This window comes from Salinisphaera hydrothermalis C41B8, assembly GCF_000732535.1.
GTDB classification, from domain to species: Bacteria; Pseudomonadota; Gammaproteobacteria; order Nevskiales; family Salinisphaeraceae; genus Salinisphaera; species Salinisphaera hydrothermalis.
On the sequence record NZ_APNK01000016.1, the window covers coordinates 1 to 16,833 of the forward strand.

Here is a 16,833-nt window from a genome sequence, read left to right on the forward strand (position 1 = left end):
CGAGATCCCCAGCCATTCTTTTATCCGCCAAACCAGTTGTTGGCGGGACTGGACACCTAGGACCGGGGCGGTAGGCTGCGGCGTCGACGCACGCCCCAGCCGAGCAGGGCCAGGCCGAAGCCGAACAGTAGCCAGGCCGGGGGTTCCGGAATATTCGTGTTACCGCCGGGCGGCGAGGGCGAACGATTGTCGACCTGGCCGAGCAGTACGCCGCTCCCCTGGCGTGCGGTCTCGTAGCTGGCGACAAAGCGGCCCGGACTTCCATACACCGCCAGATTCAGACTGCAACCGGCGCAGTGAGTATTCCAGAGCGGCAATGTCAGTTGATAGAACAAGCCGTCGAGATGCATCCCCTGGTCCGAGGTATGACCCGTGATTTGGCTGGCTGCCGGTTCATTGAGGCTCGTGGTGAAATCCAGGCCACCGATCTGGAGGTCGAGCCGGGCGACATCGGCGGCATTGAAGACGCCGCCGCGATAAGCGTCGATGAAGCGAAGCTGGCCGGTGAGAACGCTGTGGCCGTCGACTGCCTTGGCGCCCGGCGAGAGCGCCATAAAATCCGGCGTTCCCGTGAACGCAATCACGGTGGCGCCGGCCGGGCCACACAAGCCGGCGCAAAGCGCAGCGGCGAACAGGCGTGGCCCGATGGCGCGGACGAGCCGCCGATATCGATCGATCATGAATCCCCCAACTGTCCACTGGCCCCTGGCGATATGATGCACCAATCGTCGTGTGCTCGACGTGCGATCGCGTCGAGCCGGACGTAGGCGCGGGCGGCCTTCGATGGTGTTGCCTGGAGGCGTCGTCCTATGAAAGCCCCATATCGGAGCGGCGGGTGACGGTACGGCGAGGACGAGGAGTGGCGCTCCCTAGGGGACTCGAACCCCTGTTTTCGCCGTGAGAGGGCGACGTCCTAGACCGCTAGACGAAGGGAGCGCGTTGGCCGCGGATTATACGCCCGAGCGATGCATGATGCGAGCGATTTTGCCGGCGTCGTAGCGCTCGATGAAGCGTTGGTCGATGGCCTGCTTGAGCCGCCATACGGCATAACCGCTCGGCGCAATCGGCCAGCCACGGGCGGCGACGGCGCGTCGGGCGCCCAGACCGATCAGGGCGAGTGCTCTGGGTTGGGCTTCGAACGCGCGCAGCGGACGGCCGGTCGCGGTGCGCTCGATGTTGTCGGCCAGGACCGGGGCCGCGCGTACCGCGAACACGCCGGATTTTGGGCGGGGCAACGGCAGGCTGGCGATATCGCCAGCGGCGAATACCTCGGGCGCTTCGACACTGCGCAACGTAGCGTCGACGCGCACGAAACCCTGGGCATCTCGAACCAGGCCGCGGCTGCCGAGCCCAGGCGCCGTCGCTGCGCCGGTGGCCAGCACCACCGCATCGGCCGGAAAGATGCGGCCGTCGTCGCTCGCGATCGTATCGGAGGCGATGCGCGTAATGGACGCTTCGGGGTGGCGCCCGATGCCGGCGTCGCACAGTGCTTGCGCCAGGGTTTCTGCCGCGGCTGGCTCGGCGCCGCCGAGCAGTGCCGGGCCGCGATGGTACAAATCGATCCGCGGATTCGGGCGGCATCGACGCCAGCGATACGCTAATGCGAGGGCCAGTTCCACGCCGCCCGCGCCGCCGCCGATCACGGCGATCCGCAACGGCGCGCGCGCGGTTTCGAGCCGATGCTCGATTCGCGCCAGCCCCCGCCAGAGCGTGGCCACCGGCTTGACGGGCACGACGTGCGCCTGATGGTCGCCGGCGACCACCGGCGGCTCGGTCCCGATATTGAGCGACAAGAGGTCGTAAGCTTGCTGCGTGCCGTCGGCGAGGTGGACCCGACGGGCCGTCGCGTCGATTCGTGTCACCCGGCCACGGTGCCAGTTCACCGCGGCAAGCCGGGCGAGTGCAGCGACATCGATCTGCATGTCGTGGCGCGCGTAGTGCCCGGCCACCGTGGCCGGCAGTAGCCCGGAATAAGCCATGGTGTCTTCAGGCTCGATCAGATCGATGGCCGCGAACGCGCGCCGCAGCGCCGGCCGCAGCGCCAGCCGGCGCAATAATTCCACGTGGGCGTGCCCGGCGCCGGTGAGCACGAGGCGCGGGCTTTCGTTTGCCAAATCCATATTCAGTATTCAGTACAGCGTATTCCAACCGCCCACGAACAGCCGATAGCCGATCAACAGGCCATAGACCAGCAACAAAGCGATGACGACCAGCGTGATGGTGCGCGGCCCTTGTTGCTCCGGCTCCGGCTCTCCCCGGCGGCGGCGCTGCCAGCGTTGCCAGCGCGCGCGTACCAGCAGCACGACGACGGCGAGTGCGGCCAGCCAGAAGAGTACCCGCATATCAGAACTGGGCCCCGGGCGAGGTGATCTGTGCCAGGAACAGTGGCCCCAACCGCGGTTCCATGATCAATGTGAAGACCACGCCGAAGGCCGCCCCCCATAGATGCGCGCTGTGGTTGATGTGGTCGTGGCCGAGCCGGCCGGCATAGAGACCGTAGGCGGTGAACAGCACGCCGTAGAGAATCGCCGGCACCGGTACCACGAAAACATAGATCGTCGACCATGGCGCGAGCAGGATAAAGGCAAACAGAACGGCCGAAACGGCGCCCGATGCGCCCAGGCTGCGATAGCGCGAATCTTGGCGATGCTGGAGATAGCTCGGCACGGTCGAAACCACGGCCGCAGCAAAATAAAAGAGTACGAAGCCCACCGCGCCGATATAGCGCTCGAAGAACCCCTCGATCACACGGCCAAAGAAGAACAGCGTGATCATGTTGAACGCTAGATGCGCGCCATCGGCATGCACGAACGCGTTGGTGACGAGGCGGAAATATTCGCCGCGGTTGACCGCCGGCGGCCAGAGCAGCAGCCGATCGAGCAGGCGCTCATTGGAAAAACAGGTGATCGAGACCGCGCAGGTGATCGCGATCAATAGAACGGTGACCCACATGCTGATGTCCGGTGGCGGGCGAAATCGGCACGAGTATACGGGGTTGTTTCCGCGTGCCGAACCGACGGAACGCGATCGCGCTGTGGCGTCGCGGCGATGCGAGGTTGCCCCGCGCGTCGAACCGAACGTCGTCAGCGCTGCTGGTCGACCCGAATGGCCGGATGATCGAAGGCGATCAGGCCGGCGATCGTCGCCACGTCTGCCAACGGTTCGTCGTAGGACCAGGCGGCATCGGTATAAGTTCGGTCGCCGGCGACCACATGGAAATAGCGCGCGTCGCCCTTGTAGGGGCAGTGCGTGCGCGTGTCCGACTCGATCAGCGCACCGGCCGCGACATCGCCGCGTGGCACATACAGCTTTGGTCGATAGCCGCGTTCGTTAAGCAGTACGGCGCGCCGCGTATTCGCGATCAAACGCGTGTCGGCGCTCACGCTGACGGTCTCGGATACGGCCTGCGTGGTGATGCGGGGTTCGGTGTCTTGTGCGGACATGGGGGCTCCGTGACGTCAGTCGATCATGATCCACGATAGCGATAATGCAGATGCTCGTCCTTGCGCGGTCCGGTGATCGACCAGTCGAGATCGAACCCGGTCTCGGCCAGGACCAGCGTGCCGCGATAAACGTCGTCGCCGCAAAGATGCGGTTGTTGGCAGATCAGCCGGTCCGCGCTCTCGGCGACGAGTTCGAACAGAAACACCGCGGCATCGGTGCCGAAACGCTCGTGGTAGAGCCGTAGGCGGTCGCCGACACGTTGCCAGCGATAGACGTTGTTCATGGTCACGCCGCGCGCGGCCCCGGCGGGCACGAATCGGCCGCGCTCGATCAGGCGCCAATCGTTGCCTGCCCGCTCCGTGCGGATTCCGGCCGTACCGCGGCCGCGCCAGTCCGTTTGCGACGCGGGGCCCGGTTCGGCGGTGAACGACAGCGAGCGCAGCCCGGGCAGGCATTGCCAGGCCCGTATAATCGCGTCGCTTCCCTCGTTGTCCGCTGCCGCTGCGATCGTCATGAGCTATCTCGTCGCCGTCACTATTCTCTGGGCGTTCTCTTTCAGCCTGATCGGCGTTTATCTTGCCGGCCAGGTCGACGTCTATTTTGCCGTGTTGACCCGGATCACGCTGGCGCTGCTCGTTTTCGCGCCGATGCTGCGGCCACGGGCAACCGGACGAGGCCCCGCGCTCGGGCTGATGGCCGTCGGCGCGGTGCAGATCGGGCTGATGTATCTGTTTTTCTACCAGTCTTTTCTGTTCATCTCGGTGCCCGAGGTGCTGTTGTTCTCGATCGTCACGCCGATCTACATCACGCTGCTCGAGGATCTGCTGGTCGGCCGCTTCGCGCCGCGCTATCTGCTGGTCGCCGTGCTGGCCGTGGCCGGGGCAGCGGTCATCCGTTATACCGAGGTCGGTGAGAACGTCTGGCTTGGCTTCGCGCTCATGCAGGGGGCGAATCTCTGCTTCGCCATCGGCCAGGTCGGGTATCGCCGTCTGGCGCCGCGCCTGCCCGCGGGAGTGCCGCTGCATCGTCAGTTCGCATGGTTCTTCGCCGGCGCCTGGCCGGTCGCCGCGATCTCGTTCGCCGTGCTGGGCAACCGCAACGCTATCGCCGATACGCCCACCGAATGGGCGGTGTTGCTATGGCTCGGCATCGCGGCCTCGGGCGTGGGTTATTACGCCTGGAATCGCGGTGTGACCCGGGTCGATGCCGGCACGCTCGCGGTGATGAACAACGCGCTGATACCGGCCGGACTGATCGTGAATCTGTTGATCTGGAACCATCAGGCCGATCTGGTCCGCCTCGCGCTCGGCGCGACGATCATCGGCGGCGCCCTGGCCGTCAACGCGGGCTGGGCTCGGCGCGCCGGGTCGCGCGGCTGAGCTGCATCATCGTGCGCGGCGTGTAGTCAGCGGGCTGCGTTGACGGTTGTCCTCGGCCTGGGCGAATTGGTCCTCGCACGAAGCGGTGACAGGCACTACGCTTGCCTTCAGCCCAACCGCGAGGAGTCCGCCATGGAATTCTTTTTTAATGCCGCTGACGACGTGGTCGACGACGCCCTGTCGGGTCTGGCACGCATTGCGCCCGTACGCATCAGCGAACGCGGCTCCGGCATGCGGTTGATCGTCGATCGGGACTTCGACCGCGACCGGGTGGCGGTGATCTCCGGGGGCGGTGCCGGGCACGAACCGTCGCATGCCGGGCTGGTCGGTCGCGGCATGCTGGCGGCGGCCATCGCCGGTGATCTGTTCACCTCACCCAGTGTCGAGGCCGTGCTGGCCGCGATCCGCGAGGTCACCGGGCCGGCGGGCTGTCTGCTGGTGATCAAGAACTACACCGGCGACCGGCTCAATTTCGGCCTGGCCGCGGAGCGCGCCACGCGCGAGGGATACAAGGTTCGGACCGTGATCGTGGCCGATGACGTCTCGCTGCCCGAAGATGTTGGTGCCCGCGGGCTGGCCGGCACGGTGTTCGTACACAAGATCGCCGGACATCACGCCGCCGCCGGAGCTGATCTGGATGCGGTCGCCGACGCAGCCGAAGCCACGACTCGAGATCTCGTGTCGATCGGCCTCTCGCTGTCGAGCGCGACGTTGCCCGGAACCGCGCGCGAGCCGCGGTCTCCCGAACTCGGACTCGGCATTCACAACGAACCGGGCGTGTCGGAAGTCGCGCCCGAGGACGCCGCCGAGGCCGTTGCCATGGCGCTCGAGCCGCTGCTGAAAGCCGCCGATGCGCGGCACGGTCGCGATGCGCGTTGGGCCGTGCTGGTCAACAATCTCGGCGGCTGCTCGACTCAGGAAATGGGCGTACTGACCGATCAGGTGCTGCGGCAGCTCCCCGAGGGCCGGGCGCGCATCGCCGTAGTGCCGGCGGCCTTGATGACGTCGATGAACATGCACGGTTTTTCGATCACGCTGCTGCCCTGCGACGACGCCACCGAAGCCGCGCTGGCCAGCGATACGGCGGCGGTCGGCTGGCCGGGCGCCGCCTCGGTCACCGAACCCGCGACTTTCGCGCCCACCCCCAGCGCCGACAAACAGCCGGGGGGCGGTGGTCGCGATGCGCGTATCGGCGAGCAGATACGCGCTGCCGCCGATGCGCTCTCGGCGGCGCGATCCGAGCTCGACGAGCTGGATGCTTCGGCCGGCGACGGCGATACCGGCACGGCGTTCGATCGCGGCGCCACGGCCATTCGCCGCGCGCTCGACGACGACCGGCTCTCGACCGGCGATCCGGCGCGTCTGGCCGAGGAAATCGGCGACGTGCTCGCCCGCGACATGGGCGGCTCGTCCGGCGTGCTGCTGTCGATCCTGTTCACGGCCACTGCTGCCGCACTGGCCGATGGCCGGCCGCTGGGCGAGGCGCTCACGGCCGGCATCGGTCGCATGCAGGATTACGGCGGTGCGCGGCCGGGCGATCGCACCATGCTCGATGCACTTTCCCCGGCGGCCGAAGCGCTGACCGACGGCTCGCTGGCCGCTGCCGCCGCGGCTGCCCGCCAGGGCGCGGACGCTACCGCCGACATGGGCCACGCCGGCGCCGGTCGTGCGGCCTATGTACGTGACGACGCGCTCGCGGGCATCAAGGACCCGGGCGCGGAAGCCGTGGCCCGCGTGTTTGAGGCACTGGCCGGCTGAGCGCCGGCCGGGTCAGGAAGTCGATGCCGCATCGACCTCCAGCCGGCCGCGAATCGCCTGCAGCCCGGTGAGCCAGAGAATGGGCACCGCCTCGATGAAGATGCGGTGTTCGGCGATGCGGCCGATCACGAGCCCGACCAGCACGAGCGGAACCACCAGCCCCAGCACGGCGGCCTGCAGTCGACGCTCGATATAACGCCACCACAAGGCGACCACGAGCCAGCAACCGCCGACGAACCGTACCGGCTCGGTGAGCAGATAAACCGGATGCGAGAGCAGTTTGAGATTTTCCGTGACGTGCAGTTCGTAATCGGTATCGCCGAGCGCGGCGTGCGGATTCGGCTGATCCGCGAATATCCAGTGCAGCGGCCATTGCACCGCGACGTAGAGCGCGCCCATCAGCCCCAGCAACAGCGCCAGCCTGGCTACCGGCAGCCGGCCTGCGAGCATGAGCGCGGCCATGGGTATGACGAACAGAGTGGTTTCGCGATTGACCGTGCCGATCGCGAACAACAGCGCAAGACCGATCAGGCGTCGCGGCTCGGGCCGGTCGCCCCAGTCGGCCACGGCCAGCAACAGCGCGAGCGTGAACGCAGCGGCCGGCAGATCGTAGGGGTAGTAGAACAGCGTGCGTGCGCTCCAATGCCCGAAGTCGAGCGTACCGGCCTCGGGCGATAGCAATGGCCAGACCCGAAGATCCGGCAACAACACAACGATCGCCAGCGGCAGCACGAGGGTCAACGCAAGCAGCCGTTTGAGGGCCTCGTTCTCGGCGATGCCAAAACGCTCGACCGCGCGATAGGCCAGCGCGATCAAAATCAGCCACGTCACCACTTCCAGCAGGCCGAACACGATGTGGTGGCCGAGCGGGGCGAGATGTTCGATCGCTGCGGCCAACGCCGGGATCAATACGCGATGCTGGAACGGTTCCACCGCCGTGAAATGCGCCATGCGCGCAAAGCTGGTGAGATGGTAAGGCGCTGTGATGGATAGCTGAATCGCCGTACAGAACAACGACACGAACAGGGCGGCGGCCCACCATACGCCGCGTTCGAAGCGGCTGACGGACGGATTGGAGATCGGTGCCAAGTGATGTGCCCCCGGACGATTCGAAGCAGCGGCCAGGGCCGCGCGTCATGTCGTACTCACCGGGTTCCACACCCCGCCACCCGATGCGCGCACCGCCGCCCACGGGGCACGGTACGCCCAAAGCGCATAGTGTGGCATGCCGCGGTACGGAACAGGCGAATGTTGACGGTAAACTGAGGGTTTACCCCAGTCCGAATATCGCCATGGATATTTCATCGCGCTCACCGTTTCGTATTATGTTGCTGGCCACCGGTGGCACCATCGAGAAAAGCTACGACGCCTCGGCTGGCGCACTGACGCTGGATGTACCCGTGATCGACACGCTATTGGCGACACTGGACCAGCCCGATGTTCAGGTCGACGTTCGGCGCGTGATGTCGATCGATTCGCTGGACATGGGCGAAGCCGAGCGCGCCGAGGTGGTGACGGCTGCCCGGGCGGCCCTGGCCGCGAGCGACGTCGATGCCGTCGTGATCACCCACGGCACCGATACGCTGGCACAGACGGCCCAAGCACTCGCCACCGCTCTGGATACGCCGCGCCTGCCGATCGTGCTGACCGGCGCCATGCGACCGTATCGCGTGGCCGACAGCGACGCCGCGCAGAACGTCGCCCAGGCGCTCATGGCCGCCCGGTTGCTGACGCCTGGCGTCTATGCCGCGTTTCATGGCCGGGTGATTCCGGCGGGCCGTATCGTCAAAGACTACGAACGACTGACGTTGATCGAATCCGCGACTTGAAAACGGCGGATCGTGCGCAAGGTTCTTGTTGTCAATGCTTTATGGGCCATGCGGTAGCGGCCCGGCAACTGGAGTTCTGTCATGCAATATCGCGATCTGACCGACAACATCTGTGTGATCACGGGCGCCTCGAGCGGCATCGGCGAAGCCACCGCGCGGGCGCTCGTCGCCGAAGGCGCGCAGGTGATTCTCGTCGCGCGCAGCGCCGACAAGATCGAAAAACTGGCGGCTGAATTGGGCGACAAGGCTCGGGCCATGCCCACCGACGTCGGCGATGCCGACGCTGTGCGGGCGCTGTTCGAACGCGTCAACGCCGATTACGGCGCCGTCGACCTCATGTTCAACAACGCCGGCGTTGGCTACAACGACCCGTTCGCCGAGTCCAAGCCGGAGGAATGGAAGAAGCAGATCGACGCCAACCTGTATGGCGTGCTCAACTGCACCCACGCCGCGATCCCGCTCATGAAGGGGCGCGAGGCGCCGATGATCTCGACTGTTTCCAGCGTCGGCGGCCGCTACGGCGTGCCCGGCTGGTCGGTCTATTGCGCGACCAAGTTCGCCGTAGTGGGTTTCCACGACACGCTGCGTAAGGAACTCGGCGGCGATGGCATTCGCGTATCGCTGATCGAGCCCGGTGCGGTCTATACCAACTGGGGCTTCAATGTCACCGAAGACGCGATGAAGGAACGTCGCGACAAGGTCGAGGCGCTGACCGCGGAAGACATCGCCAACTCGCTGGTCTACGCGTTCGCCCAGCCGGGCCACGTCAATGCCCAGGAAATTTTGGTGATGCCGACCAAGCAAGTTTCGCCGTAAGCGCGCCTTTCGAAAACTGAAGATGGAGGAGTCATGGATGCCGGATGCGCCCAGCGTTATCCGTCATCCACGGCACGCCGAGAGGAGCGGCGAGGCCCGCTCGCGGCCCGAGCCGACCTACGCCTGACGCCAGGCGCCGTTAATCTCGGGCTCCGTTTGTGGAAGAAGACTGTCCGCAGATCGACGCCGATTCACGCAGATGCGGTCTGGCTTTCGCGGCATAGTGGATTCGAGGCGCTAAACGAAGGCGGAGTTCACTTTCGCGCCTAACGCGAAGGCGGTGCTCGGGAACAAAGCGGCAAAGACCATTCGCGCCACGATCGAAGCAGCGTCTCCAACGATCAACCCCGATCTGTGTGCATCGCTGTCGATCTGCGGATCGCGGCCTTACGGAACGAAGAGAGCAGTCGTGCGGCGACTCCAAACCGCTGACGTCGTCAATCGAGTCCGCCAATCAACGCCAATTACGCTAATGGCGGATCTGCATTCGACCTGGCCGAGGCTGTGCGCCGTTGTGTTTTTCGAGCCTCGTTCGGCCGAAGAAACTGTCCGCAGATCGACGCCGATTCACGCAGATGCGGTTTGGCTTTCGCGGCATGGCGGATTCGAGGCGCTAAACGAAGGCGGAGTTCACCGGCACGCCCGACTCGACGGCGGTGCTCGGGAACGAAGCCGCAAAGACCATTCGCGCCACGATCAAAGCAGGGTCTCCAGCGTCAACCGCGATCTGTGTGCATCTGTGTCGATCTGCGGACGAATTGCCTTAAGGAACAAAGAGAGCAGTCGTGCGGCGCCTGCCAACCGCGCACGTCGTACATCGAGTCCGCCAATCAATCTGTGCAATCTGTGAAATCTGCGGATCAATGCCTTCATGAACGAGGCAAAAGGCCGCGCGGCGCCCCGGAACCGGGGATATCGCGAACCCGGGCCGCCATGGGCGGCTTTTGGGCGTTCTCTGACGGACGGAATGCATCAGACGCTAACGAACCAAGCCGCCCCCTAAAATCCGCATCAACGCCTTGCGGAACGAATAAAGCGATCGCGCGGCGACGGGGCAAGATTCTTTTTCGACGGTCCCCGGACGCTTATGGGATGCTCTTGACATGCCGAAGGTTGAACGCATCCAACGCCTGTCGCCGAATACGCGCGGCGAGGACTACGTCGTGGGCGACATCCACGGCCATTTCTCGGTGCTGGAAGCCGCGCTGTCGCATATCGGTTTCGACGTGCATCGAGACCGGCTGTTGTCGGTCGGCGATCTCATCGATCGCGGGCCGGAGAGTCATCGCGCTGCGGATTTTCTCGGCCAGCCCTGGTTTGTTGCCGCGCGCGGCAACCACGAACAGATGATGCTCGATACCGTGGGCGGCGATACGATCGCCCCCGGCGCCCGGGCGCTCTGGTATCAGAACGGTGGGCGCTGGTTCGAAGAGGTGGACGAGTACGAAGCGCATGTCCTGTGCTCGGCCCTGGCCGAGCTGCCCTACGCGCTGGCCGTGGAGCGGGCCGATGGCCGTCAGGTCGGCGTGGTGCATGCGGATCTGCCGGCGCAACGATGGGCGACAGCAGTGGCCGCCATTGCCGATGCGGCCGACGAGTCGACGGTGCTCCAGCACACGATCTGGAGTCGTGAGCGCGCTGGCGCGATCCAAGCCCGTCTCGACGGCCAGCGGTCGCGGCGCGCCGTGGACGTCGGCGGTATCGACCGTGTGTTCTTCGGCCACACGCCGATGCCGGCGGCGATCGCCTGTAGCAATACGCGCTGGCTGGATACCGGCGTGTTCCTGCCGCGCGGACGGTTGTCGATCGCGGCCTTGTCCGACGACAGCCTGTGGTCGTTCGCGGTCGACGATGCGCGCGATATCCGCCGGGGATGGCGCAAGCTCAGCTGAACTCGTCGAACCTCGTTACGACGACGGTTCGGTCGGCCATCGGCGGCGAATGTCGGGGCAATCGTCGGTCGGCCGATGGCCGCGCGGAGTCTCGTGGCTATCGAAACGGGCGGCCAGAAAATCCATGGCCTCGTTCGCGCCGGTGACCGCGCTGAGCAGGTGATCGCCGAGTTTCCAGTCGAAATGCACGACCGTGCCGCGGTCGCAATAGCGGCGTGCCAGCGCGCCGGCCTCGTCGCGCGGCGTGAGTTGGTCGAACCAGGCGGCGTAGTAATACAGCGGCGCGGGCAGGCCATGCCCGCCGAGCCGATTGGCGCGGGCAACGGTCGCCACCGTCGGCATCGACAATAGATTATCCACCGTCACGTAGCGCTTCATCCGGGTGAAGCTGTAGCCGGAGAACAACGGATCGCGTACCCCGGCGAGTTCCTGGGCCAGACAACTGCGCGCGAGCTTGTGCTTCATCGCCCGGCCGCGTTCGTTGAGCCGTCGGTCGAGATCGATCTGCGGATAGGCGCGGGCGAGCCCGAGCGCGGCTTCGAAATAGATGCCGGCAAAAGCGCCGCCGTCGATATGACGGGCGCTGGCGAGAAGATTGGCCGGCGGTGCGCCGGCGGCAATGCCGATAATCGGCAGCCGGGGCGCATAGTTGCCGGCCAGCTCGCCGGCCCAGAGGCTGGCGAAGGCGCCGCCGGAATAGCCCCACAGCGCGACCGGCGTCCGGCGGTTGATGAGCTGCGGCGGGGCCAACGCGCGCGCCGCGCGAATCGCGTCCAGCACGGCATAGCCGGCGTTGCGCCCGGCACCGAAGGCGAGTTTGGGGCCCTCGTAGTCCGGCAGCACGACCGGCCAGTGTCGTTTCAGCGCCTTTGACACGAACCACTGCTCGATCATCGTGCCGCGCACGATTTCCTGCGACGGCGCGCAGACCGGGTTCAGCGCATCGTACGCGACCTGGTATGACAGCAAACGTCGGCGCGGCTTCGGCGGCACCAGCAGTGTCGCCACGTCCGCGATTGGGGCGCCTTGGGTATCGGTGCTGCGATAAACGAACTGCCAGGCGCGTGCCTGGACATGGCTAATGCGATAGGCGCGCGGCGAAATCGGGCGATAACGGATAATCCTGCCCGGCGCCATGCCGGCCAGCCGAGCAGGTGCCGGCTGGCGATAGAACGGATCGTTGGTGCTGGCCGGATAGGGCGGCCCCGGTTCCGGATAAGCGATCGCGCCGACGGGCGCCGGGCCAGGCGCGGTTGGTGTGGTGCCGGGCAGCGGGCTGTGGATACAGCCGGCCAGCAACGCCGTCGCGCCGCTCGTAATGACGGCGCGGCGGAGACTGGTTCTAGGGCGTGTTGAGGTTTGGTGCGAGTCCGCGCCAAGCGCTGTTTTGCGGCAAGACGAGGCGTAGCGAACGTGGCGTAGCGGGCCTACGCGAGAGAGCAACAACGCTGGATTGCCGTCGTGTCGTGAATTCATGGGCGCTTGTCCCTTCGGGTTGGGCCGCCCATAAAAAATTAACCAGGGGCGCCCGGCAGCGTTGCAAGTCTGGGTCGTGGCACGCCACGACGCGGCGACTCGCGCCTTGCCGGTCACGATTTGCGGACGCCAACGCGGCACTCGCACGAAACCTCAACACGCCCTAAGATGCGACGACCTGACGATCACGGCCGGCGCCGAGCGCGGCGGCCATGGCAGCCAGGCCGATTACGCCCAGCAGCCCGCCGATCGCCGACCAGCTGCCGAAGAACTGATGGATGAGGCCGACGGCGAGCGGGCCGAACGCGGCCGTCACATAACCCACGCCCTGGGCCATGCCCGACAGTTCCGAGGCCGTCTCGGCATCCGGTGCGCGCAGGGCGAGCAGGGTAAGCGCCATGCTGAAACTGCCGCCCTGACCGAGCCCGAGCACCACGATCCACAGCCAGATGCTCGCGATCGGCGCATACAGACAGCCCGCCAGCCCGGCCAGCGTGGTGGCGAGCACGACGCACAATACCGCCCGCTGATCGCGCATCCGCGCACCGATGGCCGGCGCGACGAGGGCACTCGCGACCTGCACCAGAATCGAGATCGACAACGCCAGCCCCGCGGTCACCGGCGCCATGCCGCGATCAGCGAGAATGGTGGGCAGCCAGCCGAATACGATATAGGCCAGCGAGCTTTGCAGGCCCATGAAGGCGGTGACCTGCCAGGCGAGCGGATCGCGATACAGCCGCTTCGGCCCGCCGGTGCCGGTTCTCGGCTTGGCCACGGCATGCATCTGGGCGATCCAGGCGACCGCCGCGATCACGGCCGGCGCGAGCCAGAAGGCGAGCGCGGCGCGCCAGTCGTCGCCGAACGCGAGTCGCAGCGGTTCGGTGGCGCCGGCCGCCAGTGAAGCGCCAAGATTGAGTGCCATCGTATACAGCCCGGTCATCAGGCCGATGCTGTTCGGGAAATCGCGTTTGACCAGCCCGGGCAACAGCACGCCCATCACGCCGATCGCGCCGCCGGCGACCGCGGTCCCCAGAAACAGGCCGGCGGTGGCGGTATACGGGCGTACGATCAGCGCGAATGCGAGCACGATCAGCACCGCGAGTACGGCGCGCTCGGGCCCGATTCGACGTGCCAGCCGCGGCGCCAGGGGCGCGGCGAGCCCGAGGCAGAGCACGGGCAGCGTGGTCAGCACACCCTGGCCAGCCGAGGCCAGCCCCAGATCGTGACCGATACGGGTGAGCACCGGCGAGACGCTGGTCAGGGCCGGCCGCAGGTTTAACGCCACCAGCAACAGGCCAGCCAGGGTCAGCAGCCGTCGAGTTGCCGGCCCGGAGGCCGCGCGCGAATCGGTCATGAGAGCCGGAGTGAATAAAGCGAAGCGCGTTATTCTGCGGCGGATGGTTGCTGATTGCACTCATTCGGCGCCCCGTCGTCGTGCAATGCACGGGTCATGAATATGCTGGCGGGGTCCGGCTGGTAGTCGGCGAACGGCGCGCATTCGATGAAGCCGTGACGTCGATAGAAAGCACGCGCGGCGTCGTAGTAAGACTCGGTCCCGGTTTCCAGGCTCACGCGCGCAAAGCCCGCCGCGCGCGCCTCGGCGAGCAGCCTGTCCAGCAGCCGGCCGGCCACGCCGCGACGGCCGTAGCCGCAGGCCGTGCGCATGGATTTCAGTTCCGCATGGCCCGCGCCGAGATCGGCCAGCGCAGCGATGCCGGCGAGTTCGCCGTTGATGCGAGCGCTGCGTACCCGAATCGCCGGGTCGCGCAGTGCGGCGATATCCAGCCCGTGCATGCTCTCGCCGGGCGAGGCATCGGCCATGGCCTGCCAGTGCTCGGCGACCAGCGCGCGGATATCGGGCGCGTCGAGATCGGCCGCTTCGATGACGAGCTCGCCGACCGCTGATGCGCGACTCATGCCCGACCTCGATAAGCCGGAAGCCCGTTGCAATGGGGCAGGGCAGGGATAACGAACGGGGCGTGGCGCATGAGTGTCGGCATGATCGATGGCCCGATCCAATATGCCAGAGCGTACGGGCGCGGACATGGCACGGGCGTGCCGGCGCCCGTTATATTCATGCCATGAATATTCGCGACGTCGACCTCAATCTTTTGGTGATGCTGGATGCGTTGCTGCGCGAACGCAGCGTCACGCGGGCGGCGGAGGCGATGAACATCACCCAGCCGGCGATGAGCAACGCGCTCAAGCGTCTGCGCAAGCTGCTCGGCGATCCGATTCTGGTGCGTACCGCCGGCGGCATGCAGCCCACGGCGCGCGCCGAGCAGCTCCAGCGCCCGGTGCGCAACGCGCTGGCCCAGATGGAGGCCGCGATCGCGCCCAATCGGGCGTTCGAGCCGAGCACGGCCGAGCGCCTGTTCACCATCCTGATCACCGACTATGCCGCGTCGGTGCTCATGCCGCATGTCGTGGCCGTGCTGGAAACCGAGGCGCCCGGCATCGCGCTCAACATCCTGTCGGCCTCGGGTGATGCGATCGGCCAGATCGAGCGCGGCGAGGCGGATTTTCTGGTCAATCAGTTCGGCCAGCTGCCGGCCAATTTCCATCACCAGCGGCTGTGGGAAGATCGGCTTGCCTGTCTTATCCGTAGCGATCATCCCGCGCTGGCCGAAGCCGGCGGTGAGCTGACGCTGGAGGCGTTTCTGGCCCAGCGGCATATTCTGATCACTCAGACCGGCGTGGGTTTGTCGCGCCTGGACGAGGTACTGGCCGATCGCGGCCTGTCGCGCGAAATCAGCGTGCTTACCCGTCATTACCAGTTGCCCCGCCAGCTGGTGGCCGAGAGCCATATGATCGCGACCCTGCCGGCGCGCATCGCGCGCTATCAGGCGCGTCATCTCGGCCTGGCCGTGCTCGAGCCGCCGGTCGAACTGCCGACCTTTCAGATCGGCATCGCCTGGGGCGCGCTCGATCATCACGATCCGGCCCATCGCTGGCTGCGCGAACGCATTGTGCGTATCGCCCGTGACACCATCGGTTGAGGGGCGTCATGACAGCGGCTTGCACGAGCGCCGTGCAACGCGCCACCTTCGAGGTCTGATTCAAGCGCGCGAGAGCAGGCTGTGCTGGAACGTTTTCGACTGGATGATCGTGTGGCGCTGGTGACCGGCGCCGGCAGCGGGCTCGGCCGGCGCTTTGCCGTCGCGCTGGCGATGGCCGGGGCCGAGGTCGTGCTCTGCGGGCGGCGCCGCGAGCCGCTCGAAGCGACAGCCGCCGCCGTCGACGCCGAGCAGGGCAAGTTCCGGGTGTTGCCGATGGACGTTACCGATCGAGCGTCGGTGACGCCGGTTTTCGATGAACTGGCCGCGGTCGGACGCATCCCCGATATCGTCGTGTGCAACGCCGGCGTGGCACGGCCGGATTCGGCGCTGACGCTGTCCGAACAGGACTGGCAGGCCACGATCGAGACCAATCTCAGCGGCTGTTGGCGCGTGGCGCAGATCGCGGCCCAGCGTCTGGCGGATGCCGGACGGCCGGGCGCGATCGTGAACGTGGGTTCGATCCTCGGCCAGCGCGTGGCCGGGTCGCTATCCGCCTATGCCGCCTCCAAGGCCGGGTTGGAACATCTGACCCGCGCTCTGGCGCTGGAATGGGCGGCGCACGATATTCGCGTGAATGCGCTGGCACCGGGCTATATCGATACCGAGATGAATCGGGCGTTTTTCGAGACCGAAGCCGGCCAGCGCATGATCCGGCGGATTCCGCAGAAACGTCTGGGGGCGCCGGAAGATCTGGATGGCGCCTTATGGCTGCTGGTGTCCGATGCCGGGCGTTATATCACCGGCACCACGATTGCGGTGGATGGCGGCCATCGCCAGTCGTCGCTGTGAGCGCCCGCGCCGGCCCGTCAACGCTTCAGGAGTGGACGATCAGCGTGTCGCCGTTTTGAACCACCTGCAGCTTGGTCGGCGCCAGGGCGCGGGACAGGGCAGCGGCGATCGACAGATGACCGGACACGGCGGCGACCTGGATCGAGCCGGTATCGGCCAGATCGGTCTTGATGAAGCAGCCGCTGGCATGGGCCAGGGCCTGGGCGGTCACATCGAAGCGCTGGGCCGGCAGATCGACGTCGCGCAGACGATTGCACGGCGAGATTTCCGGCGAGGAAGACGAGATCGAACTATCCGACTGGCAGGCCGTCAGTACGGCACAGAAAAAAATCGGAGCCAGCAGTAGGGTGCGACGCATCGATCGGGTCTCGCGAGAGATGAAGCCAGAGTT

The 16,833-nt window shown here is 66.4% G+C and carries 18 protein-coding genes and 1 tRNA gene; 7 read left to right on the forward strand and 12 right to left on the reverse strand.

Annotated elements, in window-relative coordinates; all coding sequences use genetic code 11:
• Window positions 1–56 precede the first annotated feature (56 nt).
• From C41B8_RS11150 to C41B8_RS11180, 7 genes are all read right to left on the reverse strand, one after another.
• Window positions 57–680: a PEP-CTERM sorting domain-containing protein gene (locus C41B8_RS11150; protein WP_037337986.1), complete on the reverse strand. Its 624-nt coding sequence runs from the start codon at window positions 678–680 to the stop codon at window positions 57–59.
• 180 nt (window positions 681–860) lie between these two features.
• A tRNA-Glu gene (locus tag C41B8_RS11155) sits at window positions 861–936 on the reverse strand.
• A 14-nt stretch (window positions 937–950) separates the two neighbouring features.
• Window positions 951–2,120 carry an FAD-dependent oxidoreductase gene (locus tag C41B8_RS11160; protein WP_051883417.1) on the reverse strand — a complete coding sequence of 390 codons (1,170 nt, stop codon included), beginning with the start codon at window positions 2,118–2,120 and terminating at the stop codon, window positions 951–953.
• A gap of 9 nt (window positions 2,121–2,129) precedes the next feature.
• A complete protein-coding gene (locus C41B8_RS11165; RefSeq protein WP_037337988.1) occupies window positions 2,130–2,342 on the reverse strand; it encodes a hypothetical protein in 213 nt (70 codons plus the stop codon).
• A gap of 1 nt (window position 2,343) precedes the next feature.
• The gene (locus C41B8_RS11170) at window positions 2,344–2,952 is read right to left on the reverse strand and encodes a rhomboid family intramembrane serine protease (RefSeq protein WP_037337991.1); all 609 of its coding nucleotides are present in this window, start codon (window positions 2,950–2,952) and stop codon (window positions 2,344–2,346) included.
• Window positions 2,953–3,083: 131 nt separating this feature from the next.
• Entirely contained in the window at window positions 3,084–3,443 is a 360-nt protein-coding gene (locus tag C41B8_RS11175) for a DUF427 domain-containing protein (protein ID WP_051883418.1), read from the reverse strand.
• Between the two features lie 23 nt (window positions 3,444–3,466).
• Entirely contained in the window at window positions 3,467–3,958 is a 492-nt protein-coding gene (locus C41B8_RS11180) for a DUF6314 family protein (RefSeq protein ID WP_051883419.1), read from the reverse strand.
• On the opposite strand from C41B8_RS11180, the gene C41B8_RS11185 reads away from it, so the two are divergent.
• Together C41B8_RS11185 and C41B8_RS11190 are read left to right on the forward strand one after the other, a co-directional pair.
• Entirely contained in the window at window positions 3,957–4,823 is an 867-nt protein-coding gene (locus tag C41B8_RS11185) for an EamA/DMT transporter family protein (protein ID WP_037337994.1), read from the forward strand. The two genes, C41B8_RS11180 and C41B8_RS11185, sit on opposite strands and share 2 nt — an antisense overlap.
• Before the next feature lie 132 nt (window positions 4,824–4,955).
• Window positions 4,956–6,581 carry a dihydroxyacetone kinase subunit DhaK gene (locus C41B8_RS11190; RefSeq protein ID WP_037337997.1) on the forward strand — a complete coding sequence of 542 codons (1,626 nt, stop codon included), beginning with the start codon at window positions 4,956–4,958 and terminating at the stop codon, window positions 6,579–6,581.
• A 12-nt stretch (window positions 6,582–6,593) separates the two neighbouring features.
• Here the strand turns inward: C41B8_RS11190 and C41B8_RS11195 are convergent, their stop codons facing one another.
• On the reverse strand, window positions 6,594–7,670 hold the full coding sequence (locus C41B8_RS11195) for a hypothetical protein (protein ID WP_037338001.1): 1,077 nt from the start codon (window positions 7,668–7,670) through the stop codon (window positions 6,594–6,596).
• A gap of 203 nt (window positions 7,671–7,873) precedes the next feature.
• On the opposite strand from C41B8_RS11195, the gene C41B8_RS11200 reads away from it, so the two are divergent.
• From C41B8_RS11200 to C41B8_RS11210, 3 genes are all read left to right on the forward strand, one after another.
• A complete protein-coding gene (locus C41B8_RS11200) occupies window positions 7,874–8,410 on the forward strand; it encodes an asparaginase domain-containing protein (RefSeq protein WP_037338005.1) in 537 nt (178 codons plus the stop codon).
• 81 nt (window positions 8,411–8,491) lie between these two features.
• Window positions 8,492–9,226 (forward strand): SDR family oxidoreductase, encoded by a 735-nt coding sequence (locus C41B8_RS11205; protein WP_037338008.1) that lies wholly within the window; start codon window positions 8,492–8,494, stop codon window positions 9,224–9,226.
• A 1,103-nt stretch (window positions 9,227–10,329) separates the two neighbouring features.
• On the forward strand, window positions 10,330–11,118 hold the full coding sequence (locus tag C41B8_RS11210; RefSeq protein ID WP_051883420.1) for a metallophosphoesterase: 789 nt from the start codon (window positions 10,330–10,332) through the stop codon (window positions 11,116–11,118).
• A 15-nt stretch (window positions 11,119–11,133) separates the two neighbouring features.
• Here the strand turns inward: C41B8_RS11210 and C41B8_RS11215 are convergent, their stop codons facing one another.
• From C41B8_RS11215 to C41B8_RS11225, 3 genes are all read right to left on the reverse strand, one after another.
• Window positions 11,134–12,417 carry a lipase family protein gene (locus C41B8_RS11215; protein ID WP_037338011.1) on the reverse strand — a complete coding sequence of 428 codons (1,284 nt, stop codon included), beginning with the start codon at window positions 12,415–12,417 and terminating at the stop codon, window positions 11,134–11,136.
• 340 nt (window positions 12,418–12,757) lie between these two features.
• The gene (locus tag C41B8_RS11220) at window positions 12,758–13,981 is read right to left on the reverse strand and encodes a CynX/NimT family MFS transporter (protein WP_415752834.1); all 1,224 of its coding nucleotides are present in this window, start codon (window positions 13,979–13,981) and stop codon (window positions 12,758–12,760) included.
• Complete coding sequence (locus C41B8_RS11225) at window positions 13,978–14,511, reverse strand: GNAT family N-acetyltransferase (RefSeq protein WP_051883421.1); 534 nt, start codon at window positions 14,509–14,511, stop codon at window positions 13,978–13,980. The genes C41B8_RS11220 and C41B8_RS11225 overlap by 4 nt, the downstream gene beginning before the upstream one ends.
• A gap of 164 nt (window positions 14,512–14,675) precedes the next feature.
• On the opposite strand from C41B8_RS11225, the gene C41B8_RS11230 reads away from it, so the two are divergent.
• Together C41B8_RS11230 and C41B8_RS11235 are read left to right on the forward strand one after the other, a co-directional pair.
• Window positions 14,676–15,593, forward strand: a complete 918-nt coding sequence (locus tag C41B8_RS11230; RefSeq protein ID WP_037338017.1) for a LysR family transcriptional regulator — start codon at window positions 14,676–14,678, stop codon at window positions 15,591–15,593.
• 81 nt (window positions 15,594–15,674) lie between these two features.
• A complete protein-coding gene (locus tag C41B8_RS11235; RefSeq protein ID WP_037338021.1) occupies window positions 15,675–16,442 on the forward strand; it encodes an SDR family NAD(P)-dependent oxidoreductase in 768 nt (255 codons plus the stop codon).
• Between the two features lie 25 nt (window positions 16,443–16,467).
• Here the strand turns inward: C41B8_RS11235 and C41B8_RS19630 are convergent, their stop codons facing one another.
• A complete protein-coding gene (locus tag C41B8_RS19630; RefSeq protein ID WP_156962513.1) occupies window positions 16,468–16,800 on the reverse strand; it encodes a hypothetical protein in 333 nt (110 codons plus the stop codon).
• Window positions 16,801–16,833 lie beyond the last annotated feature (33 nt).

Excerpts from the sequence above, each read along its gene's own strand:
- C41B8_RS11185 (WP_037337994.1), top strand. The coding sequence starts at position 3,957 with ATGAGCTATCTCGTCGCCGTCACTATTCTCTGGGCGTTCTCTTTCAGC.
- C41B8_RS11160 (WP_051883417.1), bottom strand. The coding sequence starts at position 2,120 with ATGGATTTGGCAAACGAAAGCCCGCGCCTCGTGCTCACCGGCGCCGGG.
- C41B8_RS11190 (WP_037337997.1), top strand. The coding sequence starts at position 4,956 with ATGGAATTCTTTTTTAATGCCGCTGACGACGTGGTCGACGACGCCCTG.
- C41B8_RS11170 (WP_037337991.1), bottom strand. The coding sequence starts at position 2,952 with ATGTGGGTCACCGTTCTATTGATCGCGATCACCTGCGCGGTCTCGATC.
- C41B8_RS19630 (WP_156962513.1), bottom strand. The coding sequence starts at position 16,800 with ATGCGTCGCACCCTACTGCTGGCTCCGATTTTTTTCTGTGCCGTACTG.
- C41B8_RS11205 (WP_037338008.1), top strand. The coding sequence starts at position 8,492 with ATGCAATATCGCGATCTGACCGACAACATCTGTGTGATCACGGGCGCC.
- C41B8_RS11150 (WP_037337986.1), bottom strand. The coding sequence starts at position 680 with ATGATCGATCGATATCGGCGGCTCGTCCGCGCCATCGGGCCACGCCTG.
- C41B8_RS11200 (WP_037338005.1), top strand. The coding sequence starts at position 7,874 with ATGGATATTTCATCGCGCTCACCGTTTCGTATTATGTTGCTGGCCACC.
- C41B8_RS11165 (WP_037337988.1), bottom strand. The coding sequence starts at position 2,342 with ATGCGGGTACTCTTCTGGCTGGCCGCACTCGCCGTCGTCGTGCTGCTG.
- C41B8_RS11225 (WP_051883421.1), bottom strand. The coding sequence starts at position 14,511 with ATGAGTCGCGCATCAGCGGTCGGCGAGCTCGTCATCGAAGCGGCCGAT.
- C41B8_RS11230 (WP_037338017.1), top strand. The coding sequence starts at position 14,676 with ATGAATATTCGCGACGTCGACCTCAATCTTTTGGTGATGCTGGATGCG.
- C41B8_RS11175 (WP_051883418.1), bottom strand. The coding sequence starts at position 3,443 with ATGTCCGCACAAGACACCGAACCCCGCATCACCACGCAGGCCGTATCC.
- C41B8_RS11180 (WP_051883419.1), bottom strand. The coding sequence starts at position 3,958 with ATGACGATCGCAGCGGCAGCGGACAACGAGGGAAGCGACGCGATTATA.
- C41B8_RS11210 (WP_051883420.1), top strand. The coding sequence starts at position 10,330 with ATGCCGAAGGTTGAACGCATCCAACGCCTGTCGCCGAATACGCGCGGC.